This is a genomic window from Acidimicrobiales bacterium (assembly GCA_041394265.1).
Taxonomy (GTDB): domain Bacteria; phylum Actinomycetota; class Acidimicrobiia; order Acidimicrobiales; family SZUA-35; genus JBBQUN01.
The window spans coordinates 4,524,316-4,550,273 of sequence record JAWKIO010000005.1 but is presented as its reverse complement, the minus strand read 5'-3'; the positions used below and the strand labels follow the sequence as shown (position 1 = coordinate 4,550,273).

The 25,958-nt window shown below is 65.5% G+C and carries 22 protein-coding genes; 11 read left to right on the top strand and 11 right to left on the bottom strand.

Annotated features, from left to right (window positions below):
• Nucleotides 1-29: 29 nt before the first annotated feature.
• The 8 genes from R2733_21850 to uvrC form a co-directional block, all read right to left on the bottom strand.
• Nucleotides 30-1,901 carry an ABC transporter substrate-binding protein gene (locus R2733_21850; protein ID MEZ5379158.1) on the bottom strand — a complete coding sequence of 624 codons (1,872 nt, stop codon included), beginning with the start codon at nucleotides 1,899-1,901 and terminating at the stop codon, nucleotides 30-32.
• 205 nt (nucleotides 1,902-2,106) lie between these two features.
• Nucleotides 2,107-2,886: a triose-phosphate isomerase gene (gene tpiA / locus R2733_21845; GenBank protein MEZ5379157.1), complete on the bottom strand. Its 780-nt coding sequence runs from the start codon at nucleotides 2,884-2,886 to the stop codon at nucleotides 2,107-2,109.
• A 13-nt stretch (nucleotides 2,887-2,899) separates the two neighbouring features.
• Nucleotides 2,900-4,033: a phosphoglycerate kinase gene (locus tag R2733_21840; protein ID MEZ5379156.1), complete on the bottom strand. Its 1,134-nt coding sequence runs from the start codon at nucleotides 4,031-4,033 to the stop codon at nucleotides 2,900-2,902.
• Between the two features lie 152 nt (nucleotides 4,034-4,185).
• Complete coding sequence (gene gap, locus R2733_21835; protein ID MEZ5379155.1) at nucleotides 4,186-5,199, bottom strand: type I glyceraldehyde-3-phosphate dehydrogenase; 1,014 nt, start codon at nucleotides 5,197-5,199, stop codon at nucleotides 4,186-4,188.
• A 122-nt stretch (nucleotides 5,200-5,321) separates the two neighbouring features.
• A complete protein-coding gene (gene yvcK / locus R2733_21830; protein ID MEZ5379154.1) occupies nucleotides 5,322-6,239 on the bottom strand; it encodes a uridine diphosphate-N-acetylglucosamine-binding protein YvcK in 918 nt (305 codons plus the stop codon).
• Nucleotides 6,226-7,131 carry an RNase adapter RapZ gene (rapZ, locus tag R2733_21825; GenBank protein MEZ5379153.1) on the bottom strand — a complete coding sequence of 302 codons (906 nt, stop codon included), beginning with the start codon at nucleotides 7,129-7,131 and terminating at the stop codon, nucleotides 6,226-6,228. The genes yvcK and rapZ overlap by 14 nt, the downstream gene beginning before the upstream one ends.
• 5 nt (nucleotides 7,132-7,136) lie before the next feature.
• Nucleotides 7,137-7,901 carry a class I SAM-dependent methyltransferase gene (locus tag R2733_21820; protein ID MEZ5379152.1) on the bottom strand — a complete coding sequence of 255 codons (765 nt, stop codon included), beginning with the start codon at nucleotides 7,899-7,901 and terminating at the stop codon, nucleotides 7,137-7,139.
• A gap of 223 nt (nucleotides 7,902-8,124) precedes the next feature.
• Nucleotides 8,125-9,981, bottom strand: coding sequence for an excinuclease ABC subunit UvrC (uvrC, locus tag R2733_21815; protein MEZ5379151.1), 1,857 nt, complete (start codon nucleotides 9,979-9,981; stop codon nucleotides 8,125-8,127).
• Between the two features lie 493 nt (nucleotides 9,982-10,474).
• Between uvrC and R2733_21810 the strand changes: the two genes are divergently transcribed.
• The 6 genes from R2733_21810 to R2733_21785 all read left to right on the top strand — a co-directional run bounded on the left by R2733_21810 (nucleotide 10,475) and on the right by R2733_21785 (nucleotide 16,237).
• Nucleotides 10,475-11,335 (top strand): hypothetical protein, encoded by an 861-nt coding sequence (locus R2733_21810; protein MEZ5379150.1) that lies wholly within the window; start codon nucleotides 10,475-10,477, stop codon nucleotides 11,333-11,335.
• A 74-nt stretch (nucleotides 11,336-11,409) separates the two neighbouring features.
• Nucleotides 11,410-12,537, top strand: a complete 1,128-nt coding sequence (gene nadA / locus R2733_21805; protein MEZ5379149.1) for a quinolinate synthase NadA — start codon at nucleotides 11,410-11,412, stop codon at nucleotides 12,535-12,537.
• A 91-nt stretch (nucleotides 12,538-12,628) separates the two neighbouring features.
• Complete coding sequence (locus R2733_21800) at nucleotides 12,629-13,837, top strand: N-acetyl sugar amidotransferase (GenBank protein ID MEZ5379148.1); 1,209 nt, start codon at nucleotides 12,629-12,631, stop codon at nucleotides 13,835-13,837.
• 2 nt (nucleotides 13,838-13,839) lie between these two features.
• Nucleotides 13,840-14,475: an imidazole glycerol phosphate synthase subunit HisH gene (gene hisH, locus R2733_21795; GenBank protein ID MEZ5379147.1), complete on the top strand. Its 636-nt coding sequence runs from the start codon at nucleotides 13,840-13,842 to the stop codon at nucleotides 14,473-14,475.
• Between the two features lie 2 nt (nucleotides 14,476-14,477).
• Nucleotides 14,478-15,230, top strand: a complete 753-nt coding sequence (locus tag R2733_21790) for an imidazole glycerol phosphate synthase cyclase subunit (protein MEZ5379146.1) — start codon at nucleotides 14,478-14,480, stop codon at nucleotides 15,228-15,230.
• A 47-nt stretch (nucleotides 15,231-15,277) separates the two neighbouring features.
• Nucleotides 15,278-16,237, top strand: coding sequence for a methyltransferase domain-containing protein (locus R2733_21785; protein MEZ5379145.1), 960 nt, complete (start codon nucleotides 15,278-15,280; stop codon nucleotides 16,235-16,237).
• A gap of 48 nt (nucleotides 16,238-16,285) precedes the next feature.
• Here R2733_21785 and R2733_21780 read toward each other — a convergent pair whose 3' ends face one another.
• Complete coding sequence (locus R2733_21780; protein ID MEZ5379144.1) at nucleotides 16,286-17,920, bottom strand: hypothetical protein; 1,635 nt, start codon at nucleotides 17,918-17,920, stop codon at nucleotides 16,286-16,288.
• Nucleotides 17,921-18,070: 150 nt separating this feature from the next.
• Here R2733_21780 and pseB point away from each other — a divergent pair, with 150 nt between their 5' ends.
• From pseB to R2733_21760, 4 genes are read left to right on the top strand one after another with little or no spacing between them, the layout of a single operon-like run.
• Nucleotides 18,071-19,060: a UDP-N-acetylglucosamine 4,6-dehydratase (inverting) gene (gene pseB, locus R2733_21775; GenBank protein MEZ5379143.1), complete on the top strand. Its 990-nt coding sequence runs from the start codon at nucleotides 18,071-18,073 to the stop codon at nucleotides 19,058-19,060.
• Nucleotides 19,057-20,184: a UDP-4-amino-4,6-dideoxy-N-acetyl-beta-L-altrosamine transaminase gene (pseC, locus tag R2733_21770; protein ID MEZ5379142.1), complete on the top strand. Its 1,128-nt coding sequence runs from the start codon at nucleotides 19,057-19,059 to the stop codon at nucleotides 20,182-20,184. The genes pseB and pseC overlap by 4 nt, the downstream gene beginning before the upstream one ends.
• The gene (locus tag R2733_21765) at nucleotides 20,181-21,224 is read left to right on the top strand and encodes an N-acetylneuraminate synthase family protein (protein MEZ5379141.1); all 1,044 of its coding nucleotides are present in this window, start codon (nucleotides 20,181-20,183) and stop codon (nucleotides 21,222-21,224) included. The genes pseC and R2733_21765 overlap by 4 nt, the downstream gene beginning before the upstream one ends.
• Complete coding sequence (locus R2733_21760; GenBank protein ID MEZ5379140.1) at nucleotides 21,110-21,967, top strand: glycosyltransferase family protein; 858 nt, start codon at nucleotides 21,110-21,112, stop codon at nucleotides 21,965-21,967. The genes R2733_21765 and R2733_21760 overlap by 115 nt, the downstream gene beginning before the upstream one ends.
• 5 nt (nucleotides 21,968-21,972) lie before the next feature.
• On the opposite strand, the gene R2733_21755 is transcribed toward R2733_21760, so the two are convergent.
• Nucleotides 21,973-22,989, bottom strand: a complete 1,017-nt coding sequence (locus R2733_21755) for a glycosyltransferase family 2 protein (protein MEZ5379139.1) — start codon at nucleotides 22,987-22,989, stop codon at nucleotides 21,973-21,975.
• Between the two features lie 98 nt (nucleotides 22,990-23,087).
• Here R2733_21755 and R2733_21750 point away from each other — a divergent pair, with 98 nt between their 5' ends.
• Nucleotides 23,088-24,632 (top strand): polysaccharide biosynthesis C-terminal domain-containing protein, encoded by a 1,545-nt coding sequence (locus R2733_21750; GenBank protein MEZ5379138.1) that lies wholly within the window; start codon nucleotides 23,088-23,090, stop codon nucleotides 24,630-24,632.
• Here the strand turns inward: R2733_21750 and R2733_21745 are convergent, their stop codons facing one another.
• Nucleotides 24,633-25,955, bottom strand: a complete 1,323-nt coding sequence (locus R2733_21745) for a sugar transferase (GenBank protein MEZ5379137.1) — start codon at nucleotides 25,953-25,955, stop codon at nucleotides 24,633-24,635.
• Nucleotides 25,956-25,958: the final 3 nt, after the last annotated feature.

Sequence of the window (25,958 nt, the reverse complement as noted above, 5' to 3'; positions counted from 1 at the left end):
CCCGCACTCGAATCAGCTCAGCTTCTCGCTCAGCCGGCGAACTGGAAGTCGACCACGTTGGTCAACGGACCAGCATCGTTGGCGTCGGGAGCAACGCCCGCACCGGAAAGCTGGCTGCTCAGATAGCCGTAGAACGAAGGCTTCTGGGTCAGCGGGATCACGAACAGGCCGTCATCACCCTTTTCGAGGGTGGTGGCGTACAGGTCGAGGTCGTTGTAGCAGGTCGCACGCTCGTCGTCATCGACGGTGGCGTCACAGGCCGGAGCAGCCTCATCGAAGGCCTCATTGCTGAAGGCGTAGATGTTGTTGCCGCTGGCGGTGAGGTAGTTCGGCGAGGTACCGCCGGGCCACGGGCCACCGACCCAGGCGAACTGCGCGATGTCCCAGATGGTGGGGTCGCCCTCGGCGCCGCCGGTGTTGGCGGCGAGCAGTGCCTCATCGGAGAACGGACGCTCACCGAAGTAGGCGCCACCGTCGACGTTGTCGATCTCGATCTCGATGCCCGACTCCTTGAGCTGGGCCTGGATCAGCTGCTGCTGCAGCTCACGCAGGGCGTTGCCACCGGTGGTGCCGACCCGCAGGGTCAGGCGGCCACGCTCGGGATGCTCGTAGATGCCATCGTCACCGGCGACGTAGCCGGCCTCTTCGAGCTTGGCCTTGGCCATGTCGACCTGCTTGCCGTCGTACTCGGTCTGGTGATCCTCGTACGGGCCCTGGTTCGACATCCAGTAGGTGTTGCCGAGACCGGCGGCCGGCAGCGCATCACCGAACAGCGGGGTGTACAGACCCTCCATGACCTCGTGCTTGTCGATGCCGTAGGCGAGGGCTTCACGCACCAGCGGGTCGGCCAGGTGCACGTTCAGGGTGTTGAGGCCCCAGTGCTCGTAGACCGGACCAGCGGTCGAAGCGACGGTGAAGTTCTCGTCGGTGGCCAGACGCTCACCGAAGGCGAGCTGCGGCTGGGTCATGATGATCTGGGCCTCGCCAGCCTTCAGCGCATTGATCTGCGCATCGGTGTCGGTGACCCAGTTGATCTGCACGCCGTCGACATAGGCGACGCCCTTGTTGCGAGCGTCGGGGCTGTTCGAGCCGTGGTAGTTGTCGTTGCGAACGAGGTTCATCGACACGCCGCGTTCCCAGCTGTCGAAGATCATCGGACCAGCCGACACCAGCGGACCGTCGGCATTCATCCACTCGCGCAGGTTCTCGTTGACCTCGGCAGCATCAGCGCCGAACGACGGGTGGTAGATCTCGTCGAACAGGGCCTTCCAGCCGGCGAAGAACTGCACGAAGGTCATGCTCATCTCGGTGTCGCTCGTGGCGGTCACGTCGCTGATGAGGTCGAGACCGGTGCGGTCGCCGGAGAGGTAGACACAGTTGGTGCCGTCACCGATGGTGCCGTCGTCTTCCATGTCACAACCCTCCTTCCAGATGTCCCAGGTGTAGAGCACATCGGCGGTGGTCATGGGATCACCGTTGGACCACATCAGACCATCACGCAGCACGAAGTTGATCGTGTAGGTGCCGTCGTCGTTGGCAACGACCTCGCCCTCTTCGGCGAGGATCTCGGGATAGAACTCGGTGGCGCCGGACACGCCGTAGAAGCCCTCGAGCAGCGCGCGGCGGATCCACGACGTGATCGACAGGTTGTTGCCCGGATCGTCAAGGTGCATGTCGCCGGGCTCTTGTTCGTGTGCCCAGATGAGCGTGCCACCCGAACCGCCCTCCTCGGTCGGAGCCGGCGGAGCGGTGGTGGTCACCTCCTCCATGGCCTCGGTGGTGTCTGTCGCACCTTCGCTGTCGCCGGCGCCTTCGCTGTCACTACCACCGCACGCTGCGGCGACCAGTGAGAACGCGAAGACCAAAGCGAGCAGGCGTGCAAGCTTGCTGTCTCGGATCAAGGGATACCTCTCCTCCATGTTGGGAATGGATACGGAGGCAGGGCCCGCTGACCTCGAGTCGAAGATCCGACGGCACAGGCCCCACAACCGAAGACGGAATGCTAGCCACTCCACCTTCTGTTGCGCTGGAACCTGGACCACTTGTGACGCGCCGGTAACAAACTTGTGACACGTTCCAGTGGGCCGACCTGCGGGAACTCGCCGATCAGTCGACCAGGCGAAATTGTGCGATTCGGGCGAACGAGTCGGCCTCGAGCGATGCGCCGCCGACAAGGGCACCGTCGATGTCGGGCTGGGTGAGCAGTTCGTTGGCGTTGACCGGCTTCACCGACCCGCCGTACTGCACCCGCAGAGCGTCGGCTGCGGCGTCACCGAAGGCCTCACGAACGGTCGAGCGAACCACGGCACACATCGCCTGGGCGTCGTCGGCGGTTGCGGTCTTGCCGGTACCGATGGCCCAGATGGGCTCGTAGGCAATCACCATCGCACCGACCTGCTCGGCGGTGAGACCGGACAGCCCGGCGAGCACCTGGCCCTGGACCTTCGACTCGGCTTCGCCGGCCTCGCGCTCCTCGAGCGTCTCGCCGCAGCACAGGATCGGGGTCATCCCGTTGGCGATGATGGCCTTGACCTTGGCGTTCACCATCTCGTCGGACTCGCCGAAGATCTCACGACGCTCGGAGTGACCGGCGATCACGTAGGACACGTTGAGCTTGGCCAGCATCGAGGGGGCGACCTCGCCGGTGAAGGCGCCCTTCTCTTCGAAGTGACAGTGCTGCGCTCCAACGGCGAACGGGAGGTTGTCGGAGTCGATCGCAGTCTGGACCGTACGGATATCGGTGAACGGCGGATGGACCGAGACATCGACCGCGTCCATGTCATCGCCGGTGAAGAGATAGCTCAGCTCCTGGACCAGTTTGAGCGCCTCGAAGTGGTTGAGGTGCATCTTCCAGTTGCCGCTGATCAAGGGTTTGCGCTGGCTCATCGTGGGTTCGCTTTCAACTCTGGTGCTGGTTTCGGAGGGCGGCGAGGCCCGGGAGATCACCCTGCTCGATCAGTTCGAGCGAGGCGCCGCCGCCGGTGGAGACATGGTCGACGTCGTGGTCGATGCCGAACTGCTTGGCGGCCGCCGCGGAGTCACCGCCGCCGACGACGGTGAAGGCCCGCGTCTCGGCGATGGCGGTGGCCACGGCACGAGTGCCAGCTTCGAAGCGGGGGTCTTCGAACACGCCCATCGGACCGTTCCACAGCACGGTGCCCGCCTCTTCGATCACGTCGCCGAAGACCGCTGCCGTTCCCGGTCCGATGTCGACGCCCATCCAGCCGGCCGGCAGATCGACGCCGGACTGGCGCACCTCTCCCCCGGCGGCCGGATCGAACAACTTGCCCCCACCACCGAGCGCAGTGACGTCTTCGGGCAGGTGGATGGTGGCGCCACTGGCCAACAGCCGGGCGCAGGTCTCGACCATGTCCTCTTCGAGGAGGCTGTCGCCGATCTGGTGTCCCTGGGCCTTGAGGAAGGTGAAGGCCATCCCGCCGCCGACGATGATCGAGTCGACGATCTCGAGCAGGGCCTCGATCACGCTGAGCTTGTCGGAGACCTTGGCGCCGCCCATGACGGCGACGAACGGACGCCGGGGCTGGTTGCGCACGCCGAGGAGGACGTCGACCTCGCGAGCCAGCAGGCGACCGGCCGCCGACGGAAGGAACTGGGGCGGTCCGACAATCGAGGCGTGGGAGCGATGCGACGCACCGAACGCGTCGTTGACATAGGCGTCGTGACCGGCAATCAGCTCCTGCACGAAGGCCGGGTCGTTACCTTCTTCACCGGCGTTGAACCGCAGATTCTCGAGCAGCTCGACGCCGGGAGCGAGCGTGGCCAGGTGCGCTCGCACCGGGTCCATCGAGTACTCGGGATTGGGTGTGCCCTTCGGACGGCCGAGATGCGACATCGCCGTGACTCGAGCGCCCTGCTCCTGCAACCAGCGCAGCGTCGGCAGCGCGGCCTGGATGCGCAGGTCGTCGGTGATCACTCCATCGCGAATCGGCACGTTGAAGTCGACGCGCACCAGCACGGACTTTCCATCGAGCGGGCCGAGGTCTTCGAGCTCGGGCACTCCGAACACGGTCATGGCAGCAGGTCCTTCGTTTGGTGAGTCGAACGGGAACGATGCCCGACGATGGCAGGGTGGAACGGAAGCTGGGGTGAAGGCAAAACGAGCGAGGTGTCGCTGCTCGTTCGAACAGCGACACCTGGACTCACTCGGTCATGTCACCCGGCGGCTCAGGCCTGGTTGGCGGCGCCGACGATCTGGCTGAGGTCGACGAGACGGTTCGAGTAGCCCCATTCGTTGTCGTACCAACCGCACACCTTGACGAGGGTGCCCTGGGCCATGGTCATGTCGGCGTCGATGGTGCACGATGCCGGCGAGGTGACGATGTCGGAGCTCACGATCGGCGCCTCGGTGTACTCGAGCACACCGGCGAGTGGCCCCTCGGCTGCGGCTGCGGCGTAGGCGGCGTTGATCTCGTCGACCGACGGCGAGCCCTTCAGCACGGCGGTGAAGTCGGTGATCGAACCAGTGGGGATCGGCACACGAAGCGAGGTGCCGTCGAGCTTGCCCTGCATCGCCTGGAGCACGAGGCCGGTGGCCCGGGCGGCGCCGGTCGAGGTGGGGATGATGTTGATGGCTGCGGCGCGAGCCCGGCGGAGGTCCTTGTGCGGGCCGTCGACGAGCGACTGGTCGCCGGTGTAGGCGTGGATGGTGGTCATCAGTCCTTGCTCGACGCCGAAGGCGTCGTCGAGGACCTTCACCATCGGCACGAAACAGTTCGTGGTGCACGAGGCGTTGGAGACGACCTTGTGGGTGGCCGGATCGAAGTCGCCGTCGTTGACACCGACGACGAAGGTGTTGTCGGCGCCGTCGCAGGGTGCGGACACGATGACGAACGGGGCGCCACCCTCGAGGTGTGCCGCTGCAGTGTCACGCTTGGTGAAGATGCCGGTGGACTCGATGACGACGTCGACACCGAGCTCGCCCCACGGGAGGTCGGCCGGGTTGCGCTCGCTCAGGACCTTCAGCACGTCGCCACCGACGGAGATACCGCCGTCGACTGCCTTGATCTCCTCGGGCAGGATGCCAAGGACCGAGTCGTACTTGAGCAGATGCGCCATGGTCTCGAGCGATCCGAGATCGTTGACGGCCACGAAGTCGATGTCGGCTCCGGAGAGCTTGGCAGCACGGAAGAAGTTCCGTCCGATACGGCCGAAGCCGTTGATCCCGACGCGAATGGTCATGTTGTATTCAGCCTTCTGTGAGATGGAGCTCTTCGTTGAGAACCCTCGTCGATGAGAACCGCGGCGGCCGACGTTTGGGCTGTTGAGGCCCAGCAGAGGTGGAGTGGCACGCCGGTACAACCTTAGTTGGTGAGCAGGGCGCGAAGCACTGATCCAAGTTTCTCTGGATCGTGGCCCCAGTTGTCGGTAGAGGCGACGTCGGCCGATGTCACGGGAACGTCGGCCCGATCGGCCCGACGGGTGCCGAGGTGCGCGACCGCGACATCGACGTCGATGCCGTGGTCGGCCAGGGCTTCGAGATGTTCGGGGAGGTCGAATCCCCGGAGTTCGGCTTTGTCGTTCGCCACGTTGGCGACGAACACACGTTGCGCCGAGGTGGCCTGCAGCGCGGCACGGAGGTCGGGGACGACAGCGACGGCGAGAACACTCGTGAAGAGCGACCCCGGTCCGATGATGACCTGATCGGCGTCGAGAATGGCACGCACTGCCGCCTCGGGCGCACGTGGATCGGGCGGTTCGAAGCGCAGGTTGCGAATGTTGGTGGCCCGCTCGATCGTGACCTGTCCGCGCAGCGGACCGCTGTCGGAGTCGGCCAGCAGCGTGACCGAGCCGAGCGTTGCCGGGTAGAGGTGACCGTGCGCGCCGACGAGCCGCGCCACCTCGGCGATGGCGGCTTCGAAGTCGCCGGTGGCGTTGGCCAGGCCGGCGATCAGCAGGTTGCCGATGGGGTGGCCTTCGAGGTCGCCGGCATCGAAGCGGTGCTCGAGCGATCGGGCCAGCAGCGAGTCGTTGCCGGCGAGCGCCGACAGACAGCGTCGGACGTCGCCGGGTGCCGGAAGGCCCAGGTCACGACGGATCTTGCCGCTGGAGCCACCGTCGTCGGCCACCGACACCACGCCCGCGATCGCGCCGGCATAGCTGCGGGCCGCCCGCAGCGACGCGGCGAGTCCGTGTCCGCCACCGAGTGCCACCACCCGGGGGCCGCGGGCCGCGTCGGATAGTTCGGCGGAGGATGCAGAGGTGGGGTCAGCGTTCGACATCTCGATGCTTCACTCTCGGCATCCACCCTCGATCTTTGAGTACTGCCGCGATGTGCTCGGCCACTGCGACCGATCGATGGTGCCCGCCGGTGCAGCCGAAGGCGATGTTCAGGTATGAGCGACCCTCGTCGGCGTATGCCGGCAGCAGCTCGTCGAGGAGTGCCTCGAGCTTGTCGAGAAAGGCCTGCGCCCGATCATCGGCAAAGACGAACGCCTGGATCGACGGGTCGGTCCCTCGCAACGGTCGCAGTGCCTCGTCCCAGTACGGGTTCGGGAGGAAACGGCAGTCGATCACCATGTCGACATCGAGTGGGACACCGTGTTTGAACCCGAACGAGCTGACGGTCAGGTGCAAGCCGTTGGTGGTGGTCGAGTCGGAGAACTGGGAGGCAAGCCGAGCCCGCAGCTGGTGCGGGCTGAGCGAGCTGGTGTCGATCACCAGGTCGGCCAACGATCGCGCCGCCATCAGCTGCTCACGCTCGGCCTGGATGGAATCGATCAGCGTGCCCCCCTCATCGGCGGACACGAGGGCAGCGTCGCCGGCGGTGCCGGGGTCAGTCTCACGTCGCGCCCCGTGGGCGAAGGGATGACGACGTTTCGTGCTCTCGAATCGGCGCACGAGGACATCGGTGCTGGCCTCGAGGAACACCACCCGAACGTCGTGCAGTTCGGTGCGAAGGTGGCCGATCTCACGGGCGAGGTCTTCCCCTGCAGCGGCCATGACCAGCGCCACCTTGTCGTAGGCGCCGCCGGCCGATGCCAGCTCGGCCACCTTGGGGAGCAGGCTCACCGGCAAGTTGTCGATCACGAACCAGCCGAGGTCTTGCAGCGCGGCGCCGGCGACGGATCGCCCGGCGCCCGAGAGCCCGGTGACGAAGACGAGTTGGCCCATGGTGGTCACACTCCCGTGGAGGATGTCGAGGGGTCCGGTTGTCGTCGAGTGTGCAGCACGAGCAGCCGCGGCACGGTTGCCGCCTCGGTGTACTCGGGCGCAATGGCCAGGAACCCGGCGGGCGGGGCCGGCTCCAACATGCGGTGCAGCACCAGTCCGGCGTCGGCCAGGGCGTTCACGTAGCGCGACAGTGGCCGGTGGATGAAGCGCACGAAGACGTTCTTTTGCACCTCCTCGATCGTCGCCGCCTCGTCGAGATAGGGACCGATGCGCCAATACTGCTCGGGCGGATCGATGATCTGGTCGTCGATCCAGCCGCTCCCCGGCGTCTGCAGCAGCGGGTGGTTCAGCAGGAACACGAAGTGACCACCGGGGCGCACGACTCGAGCGACCTCGTTGATCGCTTCGTCGACCTCGTCGATGTGTTCGAACACCAGACAGGCCACGGCGGCGTCGAACGAGGCATCGACGAAGGGAAGACCCGCTGCGGCGGCAAGTCCGTAGGCCGGTCCACCGGCTCGCTGCACCGCCGTTTCGATCTGGGCGGCGAACGGATCGACACCGACCACCTCGCTCCCCCGGCTCGCCAGTGCCCGTGCGACCTGGCCCTCGCCGGTGCCGATGTCGAGCACCCGTCGCTGGGCCCCTGCCGGCTCGACGGTATCGATGGCCGCCATGATCAGCGGAATGATCTGCTCGGTGTACTCCGGATCGACACCGTCGGTGAACTCTCGTTGCCACCAATCGGTCAGTACAGGGTCACTCCACACCCGGCCAGCCTACGGCCGCCACATGGCCACCCCGGTGACCACCAAATGAACAGTCTCACGACGTGGCCGAGGGACGAGGCCGCTCACTCCACTCGACCCGGATGGGCGGAGCCCACCTGCGGAGCAAGTGCAGTGTTAGAGCCTGACGAGGTGGCCGAGGGACGAGGCCGCTCCAACCGCATGACTCGGATCGGCGGAGCCCATCTGCGGAGCAGGTGCAGTGTTACAGCCCGTGGGTTTTGTCGTAGACCGCCTCGGCGACGGCGTCCGGGAGCCACGACAGGGCCTTCAGGGATTCGAGCGTCGCCCGCCGGACCTTGTTGACGCCGCCGAACTCGTCGAGGAGCCGCTTCTTGCGGGTGGCGCCGAGACCGGGAATGTCGTCGAGGACCGAGACGGTCATGCGCTTGCCCCGCAGGTTGCGGTGGTAGCTGATGGCGAACCGGTGGGACTCGTCGCGCAGGCGCTGCAGCATGTAGAGCGCTTCGGATTGGCGAGGGATCCGGATGGGTTCGGACTGGTAGGGCAGGTACACCTCTTCGAAGCGCTTGGCGAGCGAGGCAACGGGGATGGAGTCGAAGAGATCGAGCTCTTCGAGCACCTTCACGGCGGAGGTCAGCTGCCCCTTGCCGCCGTCGACGACGAGCAGCTGGGGTGGATACTGGAACTTGCCTCGTTCCGATGGTGGCTTGTCGAGGTCTTCTTTGTAGGCGGTGAGACGGCGACGAACGACCTCTTCCATCGCGGCGTAGTCGTCGTTCTGGTCGACGGTCTTGATCTTGAACCGGCGGTACTCGCGCCGGTTGGCCAGACCGTCCTCGACGACGACCATCGACCCGACGTAGTCGGTGCCCTGGAGGTGGCTCATGTCGAAACACTCGATGCGGAGCGGCGCCGCCGGAAGACCGAGCCATTCCTGGAGTTCATTGAGCGCCTTGGCCCGGGCGTTGTGGTCGGAAGCCCGCTTCATGCGGTGACGGGTGAACTCCTCGTCGGCGTTCTTGGTGACGGTGGCGAGGAGATCCTTCTTGTCGCCCCGTTGGGGCACCCGGATCTCGACGTTCGAGCCGCGAAGCATCGACAGCCACTCTTGATAGAGCTCGGTCTGCGACGGTTCGTTGGGCACGAGGACGACCTTGGGCATGCCCTGGACGGGCTCCTCGTCGTAGACCCCCTCGAGCACCTTGTCGATGAGCTCGTTGGTGTCGAGGTCTTCGACTCGATCGATCACGAACGACCGTCGGCCGACAACCCGACCACGCCGGACCACGAAGATGAACACGAGCGCTTCGAGTTCGTCCTCGGCCACACCGATCACGTCGATGTCGTCGGTTCGCTCGCCGACCATCATCTGCTTCGCCACCGCCTTCTTGACGGTGGCAATGCGATCGCGAAGCCGGGCGGCCTGCTCGAACTCGAGCTCTTCGGCGGCCTGCATCATCGACGACTCGAGGCGGTGGATGACGGGATCGGTGTCGCCCTCGAGGAACTGGCAGAGGTCGCCGACCATGGTCTGGTATTGCTCGTGGGTGACCTCGCCGACACACGGCCCCGAACACTTCTCGATGTGGAAGAGGAGGCACGGCTTGCCGAGCTTGCGATGGCGTTCGAGCTTGTTGTCGGAACAAGTACGCACGGGGAAGGTGCGCAGGAGCGAGTCGAGGGTGTCGCGGATCGCGTACGCGTGCGCGTAGGGGCCGAAGTAGCGGGTGCCCTTCTTCTTGCGGCCACGCATCACCCGGGGGCGCGGCCATTCGTCGTCGACGCTGACCGCCAGGTAGGGGTAGCTCTTGTCGTCGACGAGGCGGACGTTGAACCGGGGGCGGTGCTCCTTGATCAGGTTGTACTCGAGCATCAAGGCCTCGACCTCGTTCTCGACCTGGATCCACTCGACGGACGCCGCCGTGGTGACCATCTGCATGGTGCGGGGGTGCATGTTGGCTGGATTCTGGAAGTAGTTCGACAGGCGCGAACGCAGCGACTTGGCCTTGCCGACATAGATCACTCGACCGTCGGCGTCGCGGAACTGGTACGAGCCAGGAGCGTCGGGGATCGTTCCGGCTGGGGGGCGGGTCACCATTGGGTCAAGCTTAGGGAAGCGGTACGACAGCGGGCGGTGACCGACGCCGGCGAACACGCAACGGTTGGTCCGTAAAGTTGTGATCGTTCATGCCGATCTAGACACCATGGCGTTGTGTTCGAGCTGCCAAAACATCGTTCCGCAGTCGGCAGCACGCTGTCCTGTCTGCGGAAACGCGCCTGGTATCAGCCCGGACGACTTCCTTGCCTCCCTCGACACCACCCCGGTTCCCTCGCCGGCCTTCGAACCCTTCGGGTCCGGATTCGACGATGCCGACGAACCCGTCGGCACGATCGCGCCCAACGGCAGAGTCTTCACTCCTCCCCCGCTGTCGACTCGTTCGCCCTCTGGCTCACACCCGCAGATGATTGGCGCCCAGCCGCCCGCTGCCACGCCATCGACGGCGACAGTGGCGCCCAGCCGTCCATCTGCTGCGGAGCCTTCGGTTCTGCCGACACTCATCGGCGACGATGATGACGACGTAGGCGACGAGATGCTCCGCACCGTCCGAGCCATCTCGAATCGTCTCGATGCCGACATTCGCATCGGGCGCCGTAGCGGCCATCGGCTGTTCGTCGTCGGTGCCCCGATTGCGGCTGCGTTGCTGATCCTCGGTGGCACCTATGGTGCCTACGCCTTCGCCGATCTCGGCCGGCCGGTGCGTACCACGGCCTCGGAGGAGGCGGCCCAGCCCGGAACCCTCGCCTTCGGCGAAGCCCAGTCGAATGCGGCGCAACGCAATGCCGAAACCGTCGCCACGCAGGTCAACGAGGTCGTGTCGGTCAACTGCGGTGTGCCCGCAACCGGCAACGCCGTTGCGCTCTCCGCCACCCGGTTCGTGACCAACGCCGCCTCGGTCGCCAATGACGCTCGACCAGTGATTCGGTTTGCGGACAACACCAGTCGGGTCGGCACGGTGATTGGTGTCGACCGTCGCACTGACATCGCCGTGATCGAGATCGACCCGGTCGCCGGTGTCGAGGCGATGCAATGGGGTGTCGCCGACCAGATCTTCTCCAATCCACAGGTGGTGGTGGTCGAGCGTTTCGGCGCAGCGATCAACGGCACCCCGGCGATCGTCGACCAGATCGACGGCATCATCGGCCTCGTCAACTCGTTCGGGTTCAGCGGGTCGGCCTTCCGCCCCGGATCGGCAGTGTTGAACCACGACGGCTTCATCATCGGCATGGTCGACGACAGCGGCCGCGCCGCCATCGGCGGCGCCGAGCTCAGCGCGGCCTACGGTCGGGTGATCGCTCGTCCGGCCACCCCCACCAGCTCGTGCCCGGCCTCGGCGTCTGACCAACCGCCGACCGACGACCCTGCGACCGAGGACACCACGCCGACCGGCTGAGCTGCCGTCGCGCCGACCACGGTGCGAACGGCTACTGCCGAAGTCCGGGCCGGGCAGTTCTCTATACTGTCGACGTGCTTCGACTCCAGCGTCCTCTGCCCGATCGATACTCGAAGGCGTCCGACGCCGAGCTTGCCGACTGGATCACCGCGGCCAAGGCCGAGCTGGGTGACCGGCTGTTCATCCTCGGGCATCACTACCAGCGCGACGACGTCATCGCCTTCGCCGACGCTCGCGGCGATTCGTTCAAGCTGTCCGTCCTGGCTCAGCAACGGCCTGAGGCTGAGTTCATCGTGTTCTGCGGCGTGCACTTCATGGCCGAGTCGGCCGACATCCTCACCAGCGACGACCAGGCAGTGATCCTGCCCGACCTGAACGCCGGTTGTTCGATGGCCGACATGGCCGACCTCGACCAGGTCGAAGAAGCGTGGGAGGTCCTCGGCGAGACGGTCGACATCAGCCGAGTCGTGCCCATCACCTACATGAACTCCTCGGCTGCCATCAAGAGCTTCGTGGGCAAGCACGGTGGCGCCGTCTGCACGTCGTCGAACGCTCAGGCGGTGCTCGAATGGGCACTCGGCACGCCCGACGCACAAGGGGTTCGCCAAGGCGGGCAAGGCGACAAGGTCCTGTTCTTCCCCGATCAGCACCTCGGCCGCAACACCGGTCTCGCCATGGGCTACGACCACACCGACATGCGACTGTGGAATCCTCGCCTCGACCGAGGAGGCCTCACCGAGGCCGACTGCAAGGAAGCCACCTTGCTGCTGTGGAAGGGCCACTGCACCATCCATCAGCGCTTCAGCCCCGAACAGGTCGCCGACTTCCGAGCCCAGTACCCCGACGGTGTGGTCATCATCCATCCCGAGGCGCCGTACGAGGCGTGCGAGAAGGCCGACTTCCTCGGGAGTACCGGCTACATCCTGAAGAAGGTCGCCGAACTCCCGGCCGGCACCGCCATCGGCGTCGGCACCGAGGTCCACCTGGTGTCACGGTTGGCGCAGGAGCACCCGGACAAGACCATCGTCAACCTCGATCCGCTCATCTGCCCGTGCTCGACCATGTCGCGCATCGACCTTCCTCACCTGGCCTGGGTGCTCGAGGAGTTGCTCGAAGGCCGAGTGATCAATCAGATCTCGGTCGATGCCGACACCACGGAATGGTCGAAGGTGGCGCTCGAACGGATGCTCGCCATCACCTGAGTCACCGGGCTTGAATGGCTTGACCTGCGGCCGATAGGAGCCTCACCGAAGTCCGTCGACTCGACGGGCTGCGCTCGAGAGGTTCCCGCCGATGATCCGATACTGCACGAATTGCGTGATGCCCGAGACCAAGCCGGACATCCTCTTCGACGATGCCGGGGTCTGCAGCGCCTGCCGCCATTTCGAGGGTCGCAAGGACGTCGACTGGGACGCCCGACGGATCGAGCTGGAAGAGGTGCTCGCTCGCTACCGGCGCGAAGGTCGCACCTACGACTGCGTGATCCCGGTCAGCGGCGGCAAGGACAGCACGTTCCAGGTGATCCGTATGCTCGAACTGGGTGCGCGTCCGCTCTGCGTCACGGCGACCACCGATCATCTGACCGACATCGGACGCCGCAACATCGAGAACATCAAGTCGCTGGGCGTCGACCACATCGAGGTCAGCACCAACCCGGTCGTCCGACGTCGCATCAACAAACTGGCGCTCACCCAGGTCGGCGACATCGCGTGGCCAGAGCACGTCACCATCTTCACCGTGCCGGTGCGCATCGCCGTGCAGATGGACATCCCGCTGATCGTCTGGGGCGAGAACTCCCAGAATGAGTACGGCGGCCCGGCGGCGGCAGCCAACGACAACACACTGACCCGCCGCTGGCTCGAGGAGTTCGGAGGGCTACTCGGCCTCCGGGTCAACGACCTCGTCGGACAGAGCGGCATCACCGAGCGCGACCTCACCCAGTACACCTACCCCACCGACGCCGAGCTCGAACGAGTCGGGGTGACCGGCATCTTCCTCGGCTACTACCTCCCGTGGGACGGTGCCCAGAACGCCACCATCGCCCAGGCCTACGGCTTCGAGTCGTATCCGCACACGGTCGAAGGTGCGTTGCTCAACTACGAGAACCTCGACAACGCTCATCACCGTATTCACGACTACTTCAAGTTCCTGAAGTACGGCTTCGCCCGAGCCACCGACCACGCCTGCATGGCGGTGCGGCGGGAGCGGATGTCGCGCCACGACGCCGTGGAACTGGTGCGTCGCCACGACGGCAAGTTCCCGTGGTCCTACCTCGGTGTCGATCTCGTCGACGTTCTGGACTCGATCGACATGACACTCGACGAGTTCGTCGCCGTCTGTGACCGGTTCACGAACAAGCGGATCTTCGTCACCGATCGCAACGGGAATCTGGTCAAGGATCGCCACAACAATCTCACCAAGATCAACGATGACAACGTGCCCAGTGACGGCGCCGACAACCCGGGGCGACGGTCGACCGACCGAGTGACCTCGCGGGTCTGAGCGTGAACCGCGTCGCCATCGTCGACTACGGCTTGTGCAATCTCGATTCGGTGCGGCGCGCCGTCGAGGAGTGTGGGGGCACCGCAACCGTGACCTCCGATCCTGCCGACCTTCGTGTCGCTGATCGAATCATCCTTCCCGGCGTTGGTTCCTTCGCCGCCGCGGCAGCCAACCTGCAGCGCTCAGGTCTGGCCGACGAGCTCACCGAACAGGTGATGTCGTTGCAGGCACCGTTTCTCGGGATCTGCCTCGGCATGCAACTGATGCTGACCGTCGGGGTCGAAGGATCGACCGACGGCGCCGGCGAGACCAAAGGCCTCGGCTGGATCGACGGTCGCGTCGAGCGCCTCGCACCGACGCCCGACGATCCCCGAATCCCGCATGTGGGATGGAACGAGGTGCATCGCACCGAGGTCGATGCTCCCTTGCTCGACTCCATCGACGACGGAGCCGACGTCTACTTCGTGCACAGCTTCCATGCCCGGTGCAGCGACGATCGACAGGTGATCGCAACCACGCCGTATGCCGGTGGTTTCGTCTCGGCGGTGGCGAACGGCAACGCGTTCGGCGTCCAGTTCCACCCGGAGAAGAGCCAAACCGTTGGCTTCGCCATCCTCCGACGCTTCCTGGAGATCTGATCGTGCTCAAGACCAGGATCATCCCGACGTTGCTGTACCGAGACTTCGGCCTTGTGAAGGGCGTGAAGTTCGACAGTCGACGCGCCGTCGGCGGGGCGACACAGGCAATCAAGGTCTACAACATGCGGGGTGTCGACGAACTCGTCTTCCTCGATGTGACGGCGACGCTCCAGAACCGGCCACCCGACTTCGACCTGATCGACGACCTCGCCGACGACTGCTTCATGCCGCTCACCGTCGGTGGTGGCGTGCGAACCGTCGACGACGTTCGACGTCTCTTGCACGCCGGAGCCGACAAGGTCGCCGTCTGCACCGCAGCGACATCCGACCCCAGTCTCGTTGCCGACGCCGCCGAGCAGTTCGGCAGCCAGTGCATCGTCGTGTCCATCGACGTCGCCACGCTCGACGGTCGCGCCACTGCGATGGTGCGCTCCGGTACCGAGTCCAGCGGGCTCGATCCGGTCGACCTCGCGGTCTCGGCTCAAGACCGGGGCGCCGGCGAGATCCTGCTCCAGAGCGTCGATCGCGACGGAACGATGGAGGGGTACGACCTCGCCACGATTCGCGCCGTCACCGATGCCGTGTCGATTCCCGTGATCGCGTCCGGTGGTGCCGGCAACTACCCGCACATGGCCGAAGCGGTTGCCCACGGTGCGTCAGCGGTCAGTGCGGCGAGCATCTTCCACTTCACCGAGCAGACCCCGCTCGAGGCCAAGCAGTACCTCCGATCCTGCGGCGTACCGGTGCGCCTCTAGCGACCACGATCCCGCTCCCCCTCGACCACGATCTCCAAAGGACCGACATGACCATGACCACCGTAGGTGAACTGCACACGTCGAACCGTGCCGACATGTGGAACGCGAGCATGCAGTCGCATCTGCCCTATCTGGATACAGCGACCGGCCTGTTCAAAGAGGAGTTCACGCGCGACCGGCCCTGTCCGGTGTGCGGCGGCGCGAACGAGACTGCGCTCTTCGTCAAAGAAGGTGGCCGGTACGTCAGGTGCACCGATTGCACGATGGTGTACCTGAATCCCGTCTTCACCGACGAGGCCCTCACGGACTACTACCGCAACAATCACGTGGAACAGTCGGTCGTGGTCGAGGCAGACCGGGCGTTCTACGAAGGCCTGTACACCCAGGGGCTCGCGTCCGCCGAGAAGTACACCTCCAAGGGGTGGATCCTCGACATCGGTTGCTCCTCGGGAGTGTTCATCGATCTGGCGAAGTCAAGGGGCTGGAAGACCAGCGGCCTCGAGCTCAATCGCCAGGAGGCGGCACTGGCTCGAGCAAAGGGCCACACCGTCCAGGAGCGACCGATCGCCGAGGCCACGTTCGATAAGAAGTTCAACGTGATTTCACTCTGGGATGTCTTCGAGCACATCGCCGACGGTGGAGCACAGCTCGACCTGATGCAGGCCAACCTGACCGACGACGGCGTGATGCTCCTCCAGATCCCGAGTGCCGACTCGTTGGCCGCCAGGATGCTCCAGGAGAAGTGCAACATGTTCGATGGCCTGGAGCACACCAACCTCTACGGCGTGGCGTCGCTCGCACGTCTGGTCGAGAGCAAGGGGCTCGAGATCCTCAACATCGAGTCCGTGATTTCGGAGATCGGCGTCATGAACAATCACTTGGCGTATGACGGCCTGTACACCGGGGCATCCGACAACTTCGAGACGTTGATGGACCTGGTCGATGCCCGGACGGTGCTCGACAAACTCCTGGGCTACAAACTGCAGGTGGTCATCGGCCGCAAGTAGCGGGAAACCGGTTGCAGTCCGACCCATCAACGTTCGGCTGGATCGATCTCACCCAGCACTCGTGACCGCCGATGTCGGGACCGGTGCTTCCGGCCCGACGAATGGGACGCCGTCGAGAATGCCACGGCAGATGCGATCGAGCCCCGGATTCGCTCCTGGCATCAAGTCCGACGGGTTCTCCGTCGTCAGGCGAGCGAGTCCCTTGGCCGGCTCGGCGACACCGGGAGCGTCGATCGGCGCCCGGAAGAAGAAGAAGTGCGCATAGCGACGTGCCCGCTCGACATCGGCCTGGTGCCCTGACGGATCGTCGAGGGCGGCGGTCAGCATCGCGTCGAATTCGTCGACCGTGGTCGGATCCAACGTGAAACCCTTCGATCGATAGTGTGTCTCCCCTGCCGTCAGCACCGGCTTGCCGTTGAGCGCCAGCTCGAGCCCGGTCGTCGAGGTGTAGACCAGACCAACGTCGCAGGCATCCATCAGCGGATACGACGTCACGGTGTCATCGGGCGCAATCACCCGAACGTTGGGCGGAAGATCCGGAAAACGATCCTTGATGACCCGATACAGCGAATCCCGGGTCCGCTGGCCGGGCAGTGCGACCTCGGCCGGATGCACGCGGACCACCAGCTCGTCCTCGGGTCGCCGTGCGAAGAACTCGATGGCGTGGGTCACCCACGCCTCGATGTCCTCGAAGACGAGATCTCGGCCGATGACCGCGGTGTCCCACGTCAGATTCGTGAACAGCACCGCCAGCTTGCCGCCGCTCCTCGTCAGTTCGTTCGGTCGCCACGACCACTGCTGATCGAAGGCGCTCCCTTCACGGCGGCTTGCGAGGTACGCGTCGAGTTCGGCGGCCTCGCTCGACTCGAGCGCCCGGTCGTTGTCGGCCCACACGCTCGAGAAGTCGTAGAGCCCAGCCGGGACGCCACGGTGCATCACCAGGGTCTCGCGTCGGAACGATCGCTCGTACGTGATGACATCGATACCGCGCTGACGGCAGCGTGCCCACAGGATGGCTTCGAAGAGGAAGAGACCGTTCAGCACGAGTACGTGGTCGGGCTGGACGTCGTCGAGCAGCTGGTCCATCGCTCGCGCGATGCGACGGGCCGATCGCAGGAAGGCCCGAGCGGTCTTCCCCGCCAGTGGGTCATCAGCCAGATTGGCTGCACACAGGAACCACTTCACCGGGATATCAGCCAACTGACCGAGGGGTAGTCCCTCCGCCTCGGCACCAACGAGCTCGGCCGCCGTCATCTCATCCAGCTCGGGCCAGGCTCCCCCATCATCGTCGGTCCAGTAGTCGTTGAGTGAACGAACGTCGAAACCGTGCGCTCCCAGCGATACCGAGGTGTAGCGACTGCACGTCGTGCACGGCATCGGTGGTGCTTCGTAGGTGTTTGCTCGATCGCAGATCTCCAGCCCGCCGCCACAGGTCGCCATCGTGACTCGAGCGCCGCGCAGCTGCAGACCATGGCCGATCACCGAGTCGTATTGCACGATCGATGACCAGTCACGTGGGCTCAGAATCAAGACCTTCGGCCCGTTGTCGGCGTCGACCATCGGCAAACGATCGCGTAGGCGCCGCGAACTCCGTTGTTCGGGCGCCTGTCCGACCGTTCGGAGCAGCAGCTCGACGCCCTTGCGGGCCTGAAGCGGAAGGTCGGTCGATCGTCGGTGTGCCATGCACGGCCAATCGGCAGCCGTATGACCTACATGAGGGGTTCGAAAGGCCCAAATTTCCTGCGCGCAGGCATCAAGTCTGAGACCACCGTGCCGAAGGGAGCAGCATCAATGGTTGGATCACGATGGTCCAACGCCCCACGAAGCGAGGAAATGATGGATTCGACCGGTGGCTATGACCTCTCGGGAAAGACGATCTTGCTCACCGGCGGAACCGGCAGCTTCGGCAACGCCTTCGTTTCGTACGTACTCGACCGGTGGCCGACCGCGACGATTCGGATCTTCTCGCGTGACGAACTGAAGCAGTCGGAAATGTCCGATCGCTTCAACTCCGATCAGCTCCGGTTCTTCATCGGTGATGTCCGCAACAAGACGCGACTCACCCGAGCAGCCCAGGGCGCCGACGTCATCATCCACGCCGCGGCGATGAAGCAGGTGGGTGCATGCGAGTACAACCCGTTCGAAGCGGTGCAGACCAACATCCTGGGCGGCCAGCACATCGTGGACGCTGCGATCGATGCCCGTGTCAGCCGGGTGGTTGCCCTCTCGACCGACAAGGCGGTCAACCCGGTCAACCTCTACGGCGCCACGAAGCTCTGCGCCGAGAAGATCATCAATCAGGGCAACAACTACGCCGCACAGCACGACACTCGCTTCGCGTGTGTGCGCTACGGCAACGTGGTGGGCTCACGAGGATCGGTGGTTCCCGTCTTCAAGCGGCTCATGGACGAAGGCCAGCCGCTCCGAGTGACCGACCAGCGAATGACTCGGTTCTGGATCAGTCTCGAGAACGCTGTCGAGCTGGTCATGTACGCGCTCGGCAACATGCGCGGCGGTGAGGTCTTCGTTCCCCGCCTGCCGTCGATGCGCATCGCCGACCTTGCCGAAGCCATGAGCCCGGAGCAAGAGGTCGAGTACATCGGCATCCGTCCTGGCGAGAAGTTGCACGAGCAGATGATCACGGCCGACGAGTCACGCCACACGCTGCGCGTCGGCAACATCTTCGTGGTGCTGCCCGAGTCGCACCAGTGGGAGAAAGGCACCGAGTGGAGTGGCGAAACCCTTCCCGACGGCTTCGAGTACATCTCCGGCGACAACGACTGGTGGCTGACCTCCGACGAGCTCGTCGAGATGGTCCCGTGATCCCCTACGGACGCCAACACATCGACGACGCCGACATCGAAGCGGTCACCGCGGTCCTCCGCAGCCCCTTCATCACGCAGGGGCCGGTCGTCGAGGAATTCGAGGCCGAGCTGTGCCGGATCACCGGCGCCGCCCACGCCATCGCGTTCGCCAACGGTACGGCAGCGCTGCATGCGGCCTGCCATGCCGGCGAACTCGGCCCGGGCGAGCGACTCGTCACGACCCCCCTCACCTTCATCGCCAGCGCCAACTGCGCCAAGTTCGTCGGCGCCGACGTCGGCTTCGTCGACATCGATCCGGCGACACTCAACATCGATGTCGAGCAAGTACCGCAGGACGCCGACGCACTCGTTGCCGTGCACTACGCCGGTCTTCCGGTCCAGCTGGATCGGCTCGCCCACCGGCCGCGACTGGTCATCGAGGACGCCAGCCACGCGATCGGCGCCATTGGACCCGACGGTCCGGTCGGCAACTGCGCCCGCAGCGACATGACGACCTTCTCGTTCCACCCGGTCAAGACGATCACGTCGGGTGAAGGCGGCGCCGTGACCACCAACGACGATCGGTTCGCCGAGCGTCTTCGCCGCTTCCGCACCCACGGCATCATCCGCAAGGACGACTTCGAGCCCTGGTACTACGAGGCGGTCGAGCTCGGCTACAACTACCGGCTCACGGACTTCCAGGCCGCGCTGGGGCGATCGCAGCTCACCAAGCTCGACAACTTCATCGAGCGGCGCAACGAACTGGCCGCCGTCTATGACCGCGAGCTCGCCGAACTCGATCTGGTTCGAGCCCCTGACGTGCCCGCGGGTCAGACCCATGGCCGCCACCTCTATCCCGTGCGTGTCGACGATCGAGATGGCCTTGCGTGGCGGCTGCGGGCTGCTGGCATCGGCACACAGGTCCACTACGTGCCCGTCCACCTTCACCCCCTCTATCGGCGCGACGGCTGGAGACCGGGCGACTTCCCGCACGCCGAACGGGCGCACGAGCAGCTCCTCTCACTGCCGCTCTTCCCGTCGCTCACCGATGCCGAGCAGGATCACATCGTCACGACCCTGTCCCGCTTGGTCGGCCGCGTCGGAATCGATGAACTGACGCCTCCTCGGGAGAGCGCCCGATGACACTCGACTTCGGCGGACGCCTCGTCGGCGACGGCCAGCCCTGCTACGTGATCGCCGAGGCCGGTGCGAACCACAATCGGTCGTTCGAGACCGCCATCGAACTGATCGACGCAGCGGCAGACGCCAAGGCGGATGCGATCAAGTTCCAGACCTACAGCGGGGCCTCGCTCTACAGCACGAAGGCGCCGAAGTTCGAGTACCTCGGCGATCTGGCAGCCGAGGCGCCGCACGAGTTGCTCGAGCGAATCTCGCTTCCTCGGGAGTGGCAGGCGCAGCTGGCCGCGCATGCAGCGAAGCGCGGCATCCATTTCATGTCGAGCCCGTTCGATCGTCAGGCAGTCGACGAACTCGACGCATTGGACGTGCCCGCGCTGAAGATCGCTTCGTTCGAACTCGTGGACCTCGGGTTCATCGAGTACGTCGGCGCCACCAAACGCCCGGTGATCCTGTCGACTGGCATGGCGTCGCTCGGTGAGATCGAGGAGGCCATCGCCGCGTGCCGACGCGGCGGCACCGACCAGATCGCGCTACTCCAGTGCGCGTCGCTGTACCCGTCGCCACCGCACATCATGAATCTTCGGACGATTGCTGCCATGTCGGCTGCGTTCGGCGTGCCCGTCGGCCTGTCCGATCATACGCTCGGTACGCACATCAGCTCGGCGTCGATCGCTGCCGGGGCTTCGATCATCGAGAAGCACTTCACCCTCGACCGTTCGATGCCCGGTCCTGATCACCCCTTTGCGATCGAGCCGGACGAGCTCACCACCCTGGTGCAGCACGTCCGAGACGTCGAGGCGGCGATGGGGAGCAGTGTCAAACGCGGCCCCTCGGCGGAAGAGGCCGAGGAGATGTACAGCAAGGCCCGGCGCTCGATCGTCGCTGCGACCGATCTCCCCGCCGGCACGGTGATCGCACAGGAACACCTGTGCGTGAAGCGTCCCGGCTTCGGCATTGCCCCGAAGTTCATGGAGGCGGTCATCGGCCGGGTTGTCCCCAGGGACATCGAGGCCGACGAGATCATCACCTGGGACCACCTGTGAGCAGGCGGTCGGGTGACCGCGCTGCGGTCGCGGTCATCCAAGCCCGAATGGGTTCCACTCGACTGCCGGGCAAGGTCCTCCGCCCGCTCGGTCACCGACCGGTGTTGCAGTGGGTGGTCGATGCCGCCATGGCCAGTGACGTGATGAGCGACATCGTCGTCGCAACGACCACACTGGCCGAAGACGACGCCGTGGCCGAGCTCGCCGAATCCCTCGGTGTGCGCGTCCATCGAGGCCCCGTCGACGATGTGCTCGAGCGCTTTCTCGGCGCCATCGCCGACGTCGAGGCCGGCGCCGTCGTCCGACTGACCGGTGACTGCCCCCTGCTCGATCCGTCGCTCATCCGCGGTGTCGTGGAGTTGTGGCGCGCCGTGGGTGGTGACTACGTCAGCACCGTCAACCCCCGTTCCTTGCCGAGAGGCCTCGACGTCGAGCTCATTGCCATCGAGCAACTGCGCCGTCTCGATGCGCTCGCCCAGGGTGTCGATCGAGTCCACGTGACGTCGTACGTGAATGCCCACCCCGACGAGTTCCGTCGAACGGCGGTCACGGTGTCACCCGGAGCCGAAGACCTCCGGATCACGCTGGATACACCGGAAGACGCAGAGTTGCTCGACGCCATCGTTTCCCGGCTGGGCTCGGGCGCATCGAACTGGCGAGCAGTGGTGGATCTGGTCCGCAGTGACCAGCAACTGCTCGCCATCAACGCCCACATTCGCCAGAAGGCGATTGCCGAGGGCTGAACGCCTCAGCGATGACCGCGCGGGTTGCTCACGAAGCCCCGCCCGGTCAGGACCCGGCCGACGCCGCGCCAGAAGCCCAGACCGAACGACCAATGCATGATCTCCGTGGCCAGGATGCACCGGAGCAGATCGGTGTCGTGTTCGGCCCGCTTCGCCGCCGAGCGCGACGACCACGACACGACGGCAGCGTGGCCGGCGGGAACAACGAAGCGAAGCACACCGACGCCCACGCCGAGATTGATCCCAGCCAACAAGACCAGGGCTGCCGGTGGCATGCTTCGCCAGGTCGGCAGGCGGTGATGCTTGCGAAGGGTGGAGACCTTGCCGATGCCGTAGTTGTGGTATTGCTTCGCCAGGCCCCGCGGCGTGTCGCGAGGGAAGTAGGTCGAGTGAATCGAGGGATCGAGCACGATCCGGCCGCCCGACTCGGTCAGACGCAGGTTGCACTCATGATCTTCGGCCGCCCACTGGAGATGCTCGGCATCGAATCCGCCGAGGCGTTCGAGCGTTTCCCTCCGCCAGCAACCGAGAAAGACGGTGTCGACCTCGGTGCGGTTCTCGGCATGGTGAAAGCTGCCGGGTCCGACGCACGCGGGCGTGGACGTCACGGCGGCAACGGCACGTCCGAAACTGGTCAGACCCACCGGGTTCATTCGGCCGCCCACGTTGTCGGCGCCCGTCTCGATCAAGACGGCGACACAACGCTCGACATAGTTCCGGGCGTAGAGCGCGTGGGCATCCATGCGGACGACGATGTCTCCGCTGGCTTCGGCCAGGCCCACGTTCATCGCTGCGGCGGCCGTGACGCCAGGGTTGTCGACGAGGCGGAAGGGTGCGCCAAGCGATGCAGCAATCGAGCGAGTGCCGTCGGTCGAGCCGCCGTCGATGACCAGCACCTCCACGATGTTCGAGTAGGTCTGGCGCTGGATCGAAGCGAGGCAGTCACGGATGAATGGCCGCTCCGAATGCGTTGGCAGCAGGATCGTCACCGATGGGGCCGCAGGCAGCGGCGAATCGGTCACGACCGCTTCATTCGTGCCGATGGAGTGAGCGATGCAGTTCGCGATCCGAGCCATGCCGACCAATCGGCACGATCCAGGTCGATGTGAGGCCGCAGCCGATGACGACCGCTGAGATCGAGCCGTCGCCAACACCGGCTGCCGGACCGTACCGACGACGTCTCCTCGCCAACAGCGCCTCGTCGGCGATGACCGGCGTGTGGTCGATTGCTCTCGGCTTCGGCGTCACGGCCCTCCTGCTCGCTCGACTCGGCCCCAGCTCGTTCGGACTGTGGGCCCTTGCGCAGTCCTTGTCGATCGTGTCGGGCTGGACCTCGATCCTGGTCTATGGCCCGTCGGTGGCGGTGGCCCGCTCGATCGCCGAGCGCGCCGGCGCCGATACCGAGCCCGCCGAAATGGCCACCTTCGCCCGCCAGGTCGTCACGATCTTCGCCCTCATCGCCGGTCTGGCCGCCACGTTGCTCGCGCTCGGCGCAACGCCGTTGGCCTCCACGGTGTTTCGTCTCGACGGATCCGACGGTCGAGCCTTCGCTGCGGGGACACGCTGGTTTGCGCTGCAGATCGTGGCCGAGGGCGTCATCGTCGGACTCGCTGCCGTCTTCGAGGGGTATCAACGACTGGATCGGGCACGAATGCTCGACGCCGTACGGCGCACCGCGGCTGCGCTGGCTGCCGTCCTCGTCGTCGCCTTCTCGACCGATCTGACACTCGTACTCGCGGCCCAGGCAATCGCCACGGCCGTCGTCGCTGCGGCCATCCTCTTCGGGGCCCGACTGGCGCCAACCTTCCGCCTCGACCGCTCGATCATCCACGACCTGCGACGGAGCGCCATCGGACCGGTCGCGCTGAACTCGGCGGGGGTCCTCCACCGGATGATGGACCGGGCACTCGTCACCATGATGCTCGGTCCCACCGCACTCGCCGTCGTCGAGGTCGCCAGCCGGCTGCAAGACGTCGTACGACTCGTGCTCGCCACCAGTTCTCAGACGGTGGTGTCCGCCGCCCCGTATCTCTCGGCCCGCCAGGAGGAGCACAAGCTGCGCGATCTGGTGCTCATCAGCACTCGGCTGTCGACGGGCGTCACACTCGTGGTCGCCGCCGCGCTGGCCGGTCTGGCCCATGAGATCCTGACCGTGTGGACCGATGGCGCCACCGCCGCCTTGGCGACCGGCCCGCTCCTCTTCGGGTTGCTCTACCTGTCGATCGAGGCACCATTTCAGGTCATCAACAACTTCCTCACCGGTCTCGGCCAGATGCGCCGGCTGCTCGTGGCCTCCTGGCTCGGCGTCATCGTCAATCTGGCGCTGACCATCGTCCTCATCGACCGCAACGGCGTGGTGGGTGCGTTCCAGGGAACGCTCGCCGGCTCGGTGTTCACCGTCTCGCTCTTGTCGCCCCTCCTCCTGAAGACCACGCAGGCGACGCCGATCGAACTGCTGCGCCGCTGCCTTGCGCCGGCGGTTCCGACCGCTGCTGCGATCCTTGCGGTCGCCGTCCTGCTCCACCGCCTCCCGTTGGCCCCGATCGCCACGTTGGCGGTTGCCGCTCCCCTCCTCGGTGCCACGGCCGCCGTCGTCGGCTGGTCGACCTTGCTGGATGCGACCGAGCGCTCGCAGCTGCGGTCGATGCTTCAGCGTCGAGGCTGATCAGCGGCCGTCGCCGAGGAACAGCGAGCGAAGGGTCCGAATGAGGATCTGGAGGTCGAAGCTCAGCGACTGCTGCCGCAGGTAGTAGAACTCGTACTGCAGCTTCTCGAGCGCATCGTCCTCGTCGGCCGCATAGCCGGCTTTCACCTGCGCCCACCCGGTCAGTCCGGGGCGGACCAGGTGGCGGAGCTCGTAGAACGGCAGCTTGCCACTGAGTTCGTCGACATAGCGTCGCTGCTCGGGCCTCGGACCGACGAGGGACAGCTCGTTGCGCAGGATGTTGATGAGCTGCGGAAGCTCGTCGAGATGACTCGCCCGCAGGAACCCACCGAAGGGCGTGATCCGCGGATCATTGGTCTGCGTCCAGGACTGGTCGTCGTTGGGATCGGGGCGCATCGACCGGAACTTCAACACGGCGATCTCGGTGCCCATGTGGCCGACGCGCACCTGACGGAACAGCAGCGGACCTCGATTGGCGAAGCGGTTGCCGATGACCACCATGGGGATGACTGCAAGCAGGACGGGCAAGCCGGCAGAGGCGACACAGATGTCCATCAACCGCTTGAGGCGGCTGAACGGCGAGCGATGCAGTTCGCCGATGTCGAACAGCAGCGAAACCCGCTCGAGCTCGGAGATCGGGAGCTTGTTGAACCACTGCTCGTAGAAGAGCGACAGCGTGCGGATGCGGATGCCCTGGATGTGGAGAGCGGCCGCCTGATCGACGATTCGGGGATCGGCTTGGGCCTCTCGATCGAGGACGACGATGTTCGCACCGAGGGCCTCGACGATGCCACTGACACTCGTGCTCGAACCGGTGGCACCGGTCGCCTCATCGACCGTGAGGAGCGCAACGAGCGAGGCCGGACGCTCGGCGTCGGCGAACTCCCGCTCCAGTTCCGATGCCGACGCCCGGTCCGATACGACGACGACACGATCGCGTTCGACCGCGCGCCGACGACCGCCGGTTGCTGCCTCGGCGCAAATCAAGAACCACGGCACCAGCACGAACGCCGAAGAGAACACCACGAAACGTGGCAGCAGCGGGGTGCCGAGAGCGAGCTGGACGAGTGACAGCACAATGGCTCCGCCGAAGGACGCGGCGACCGCAGTGAACCAGCGGGACTTGCGGGTTCGAGGCAGGTCCGGCAATCCGAGCGCATAGGCGACGAGGAGCAGCGCAACGCCGTACGCCAGCGAGATCGGGAACCTGGCGTCGCCCACGAAGCGGTACGAGCCGTCGACCACCGAGGCGTGGAACGCACCGAAACCGAGGAGCGCAGTGAACACTCCGAGGGTGAGCAAGAGTTGCGGGCCGCGCGTCATGCA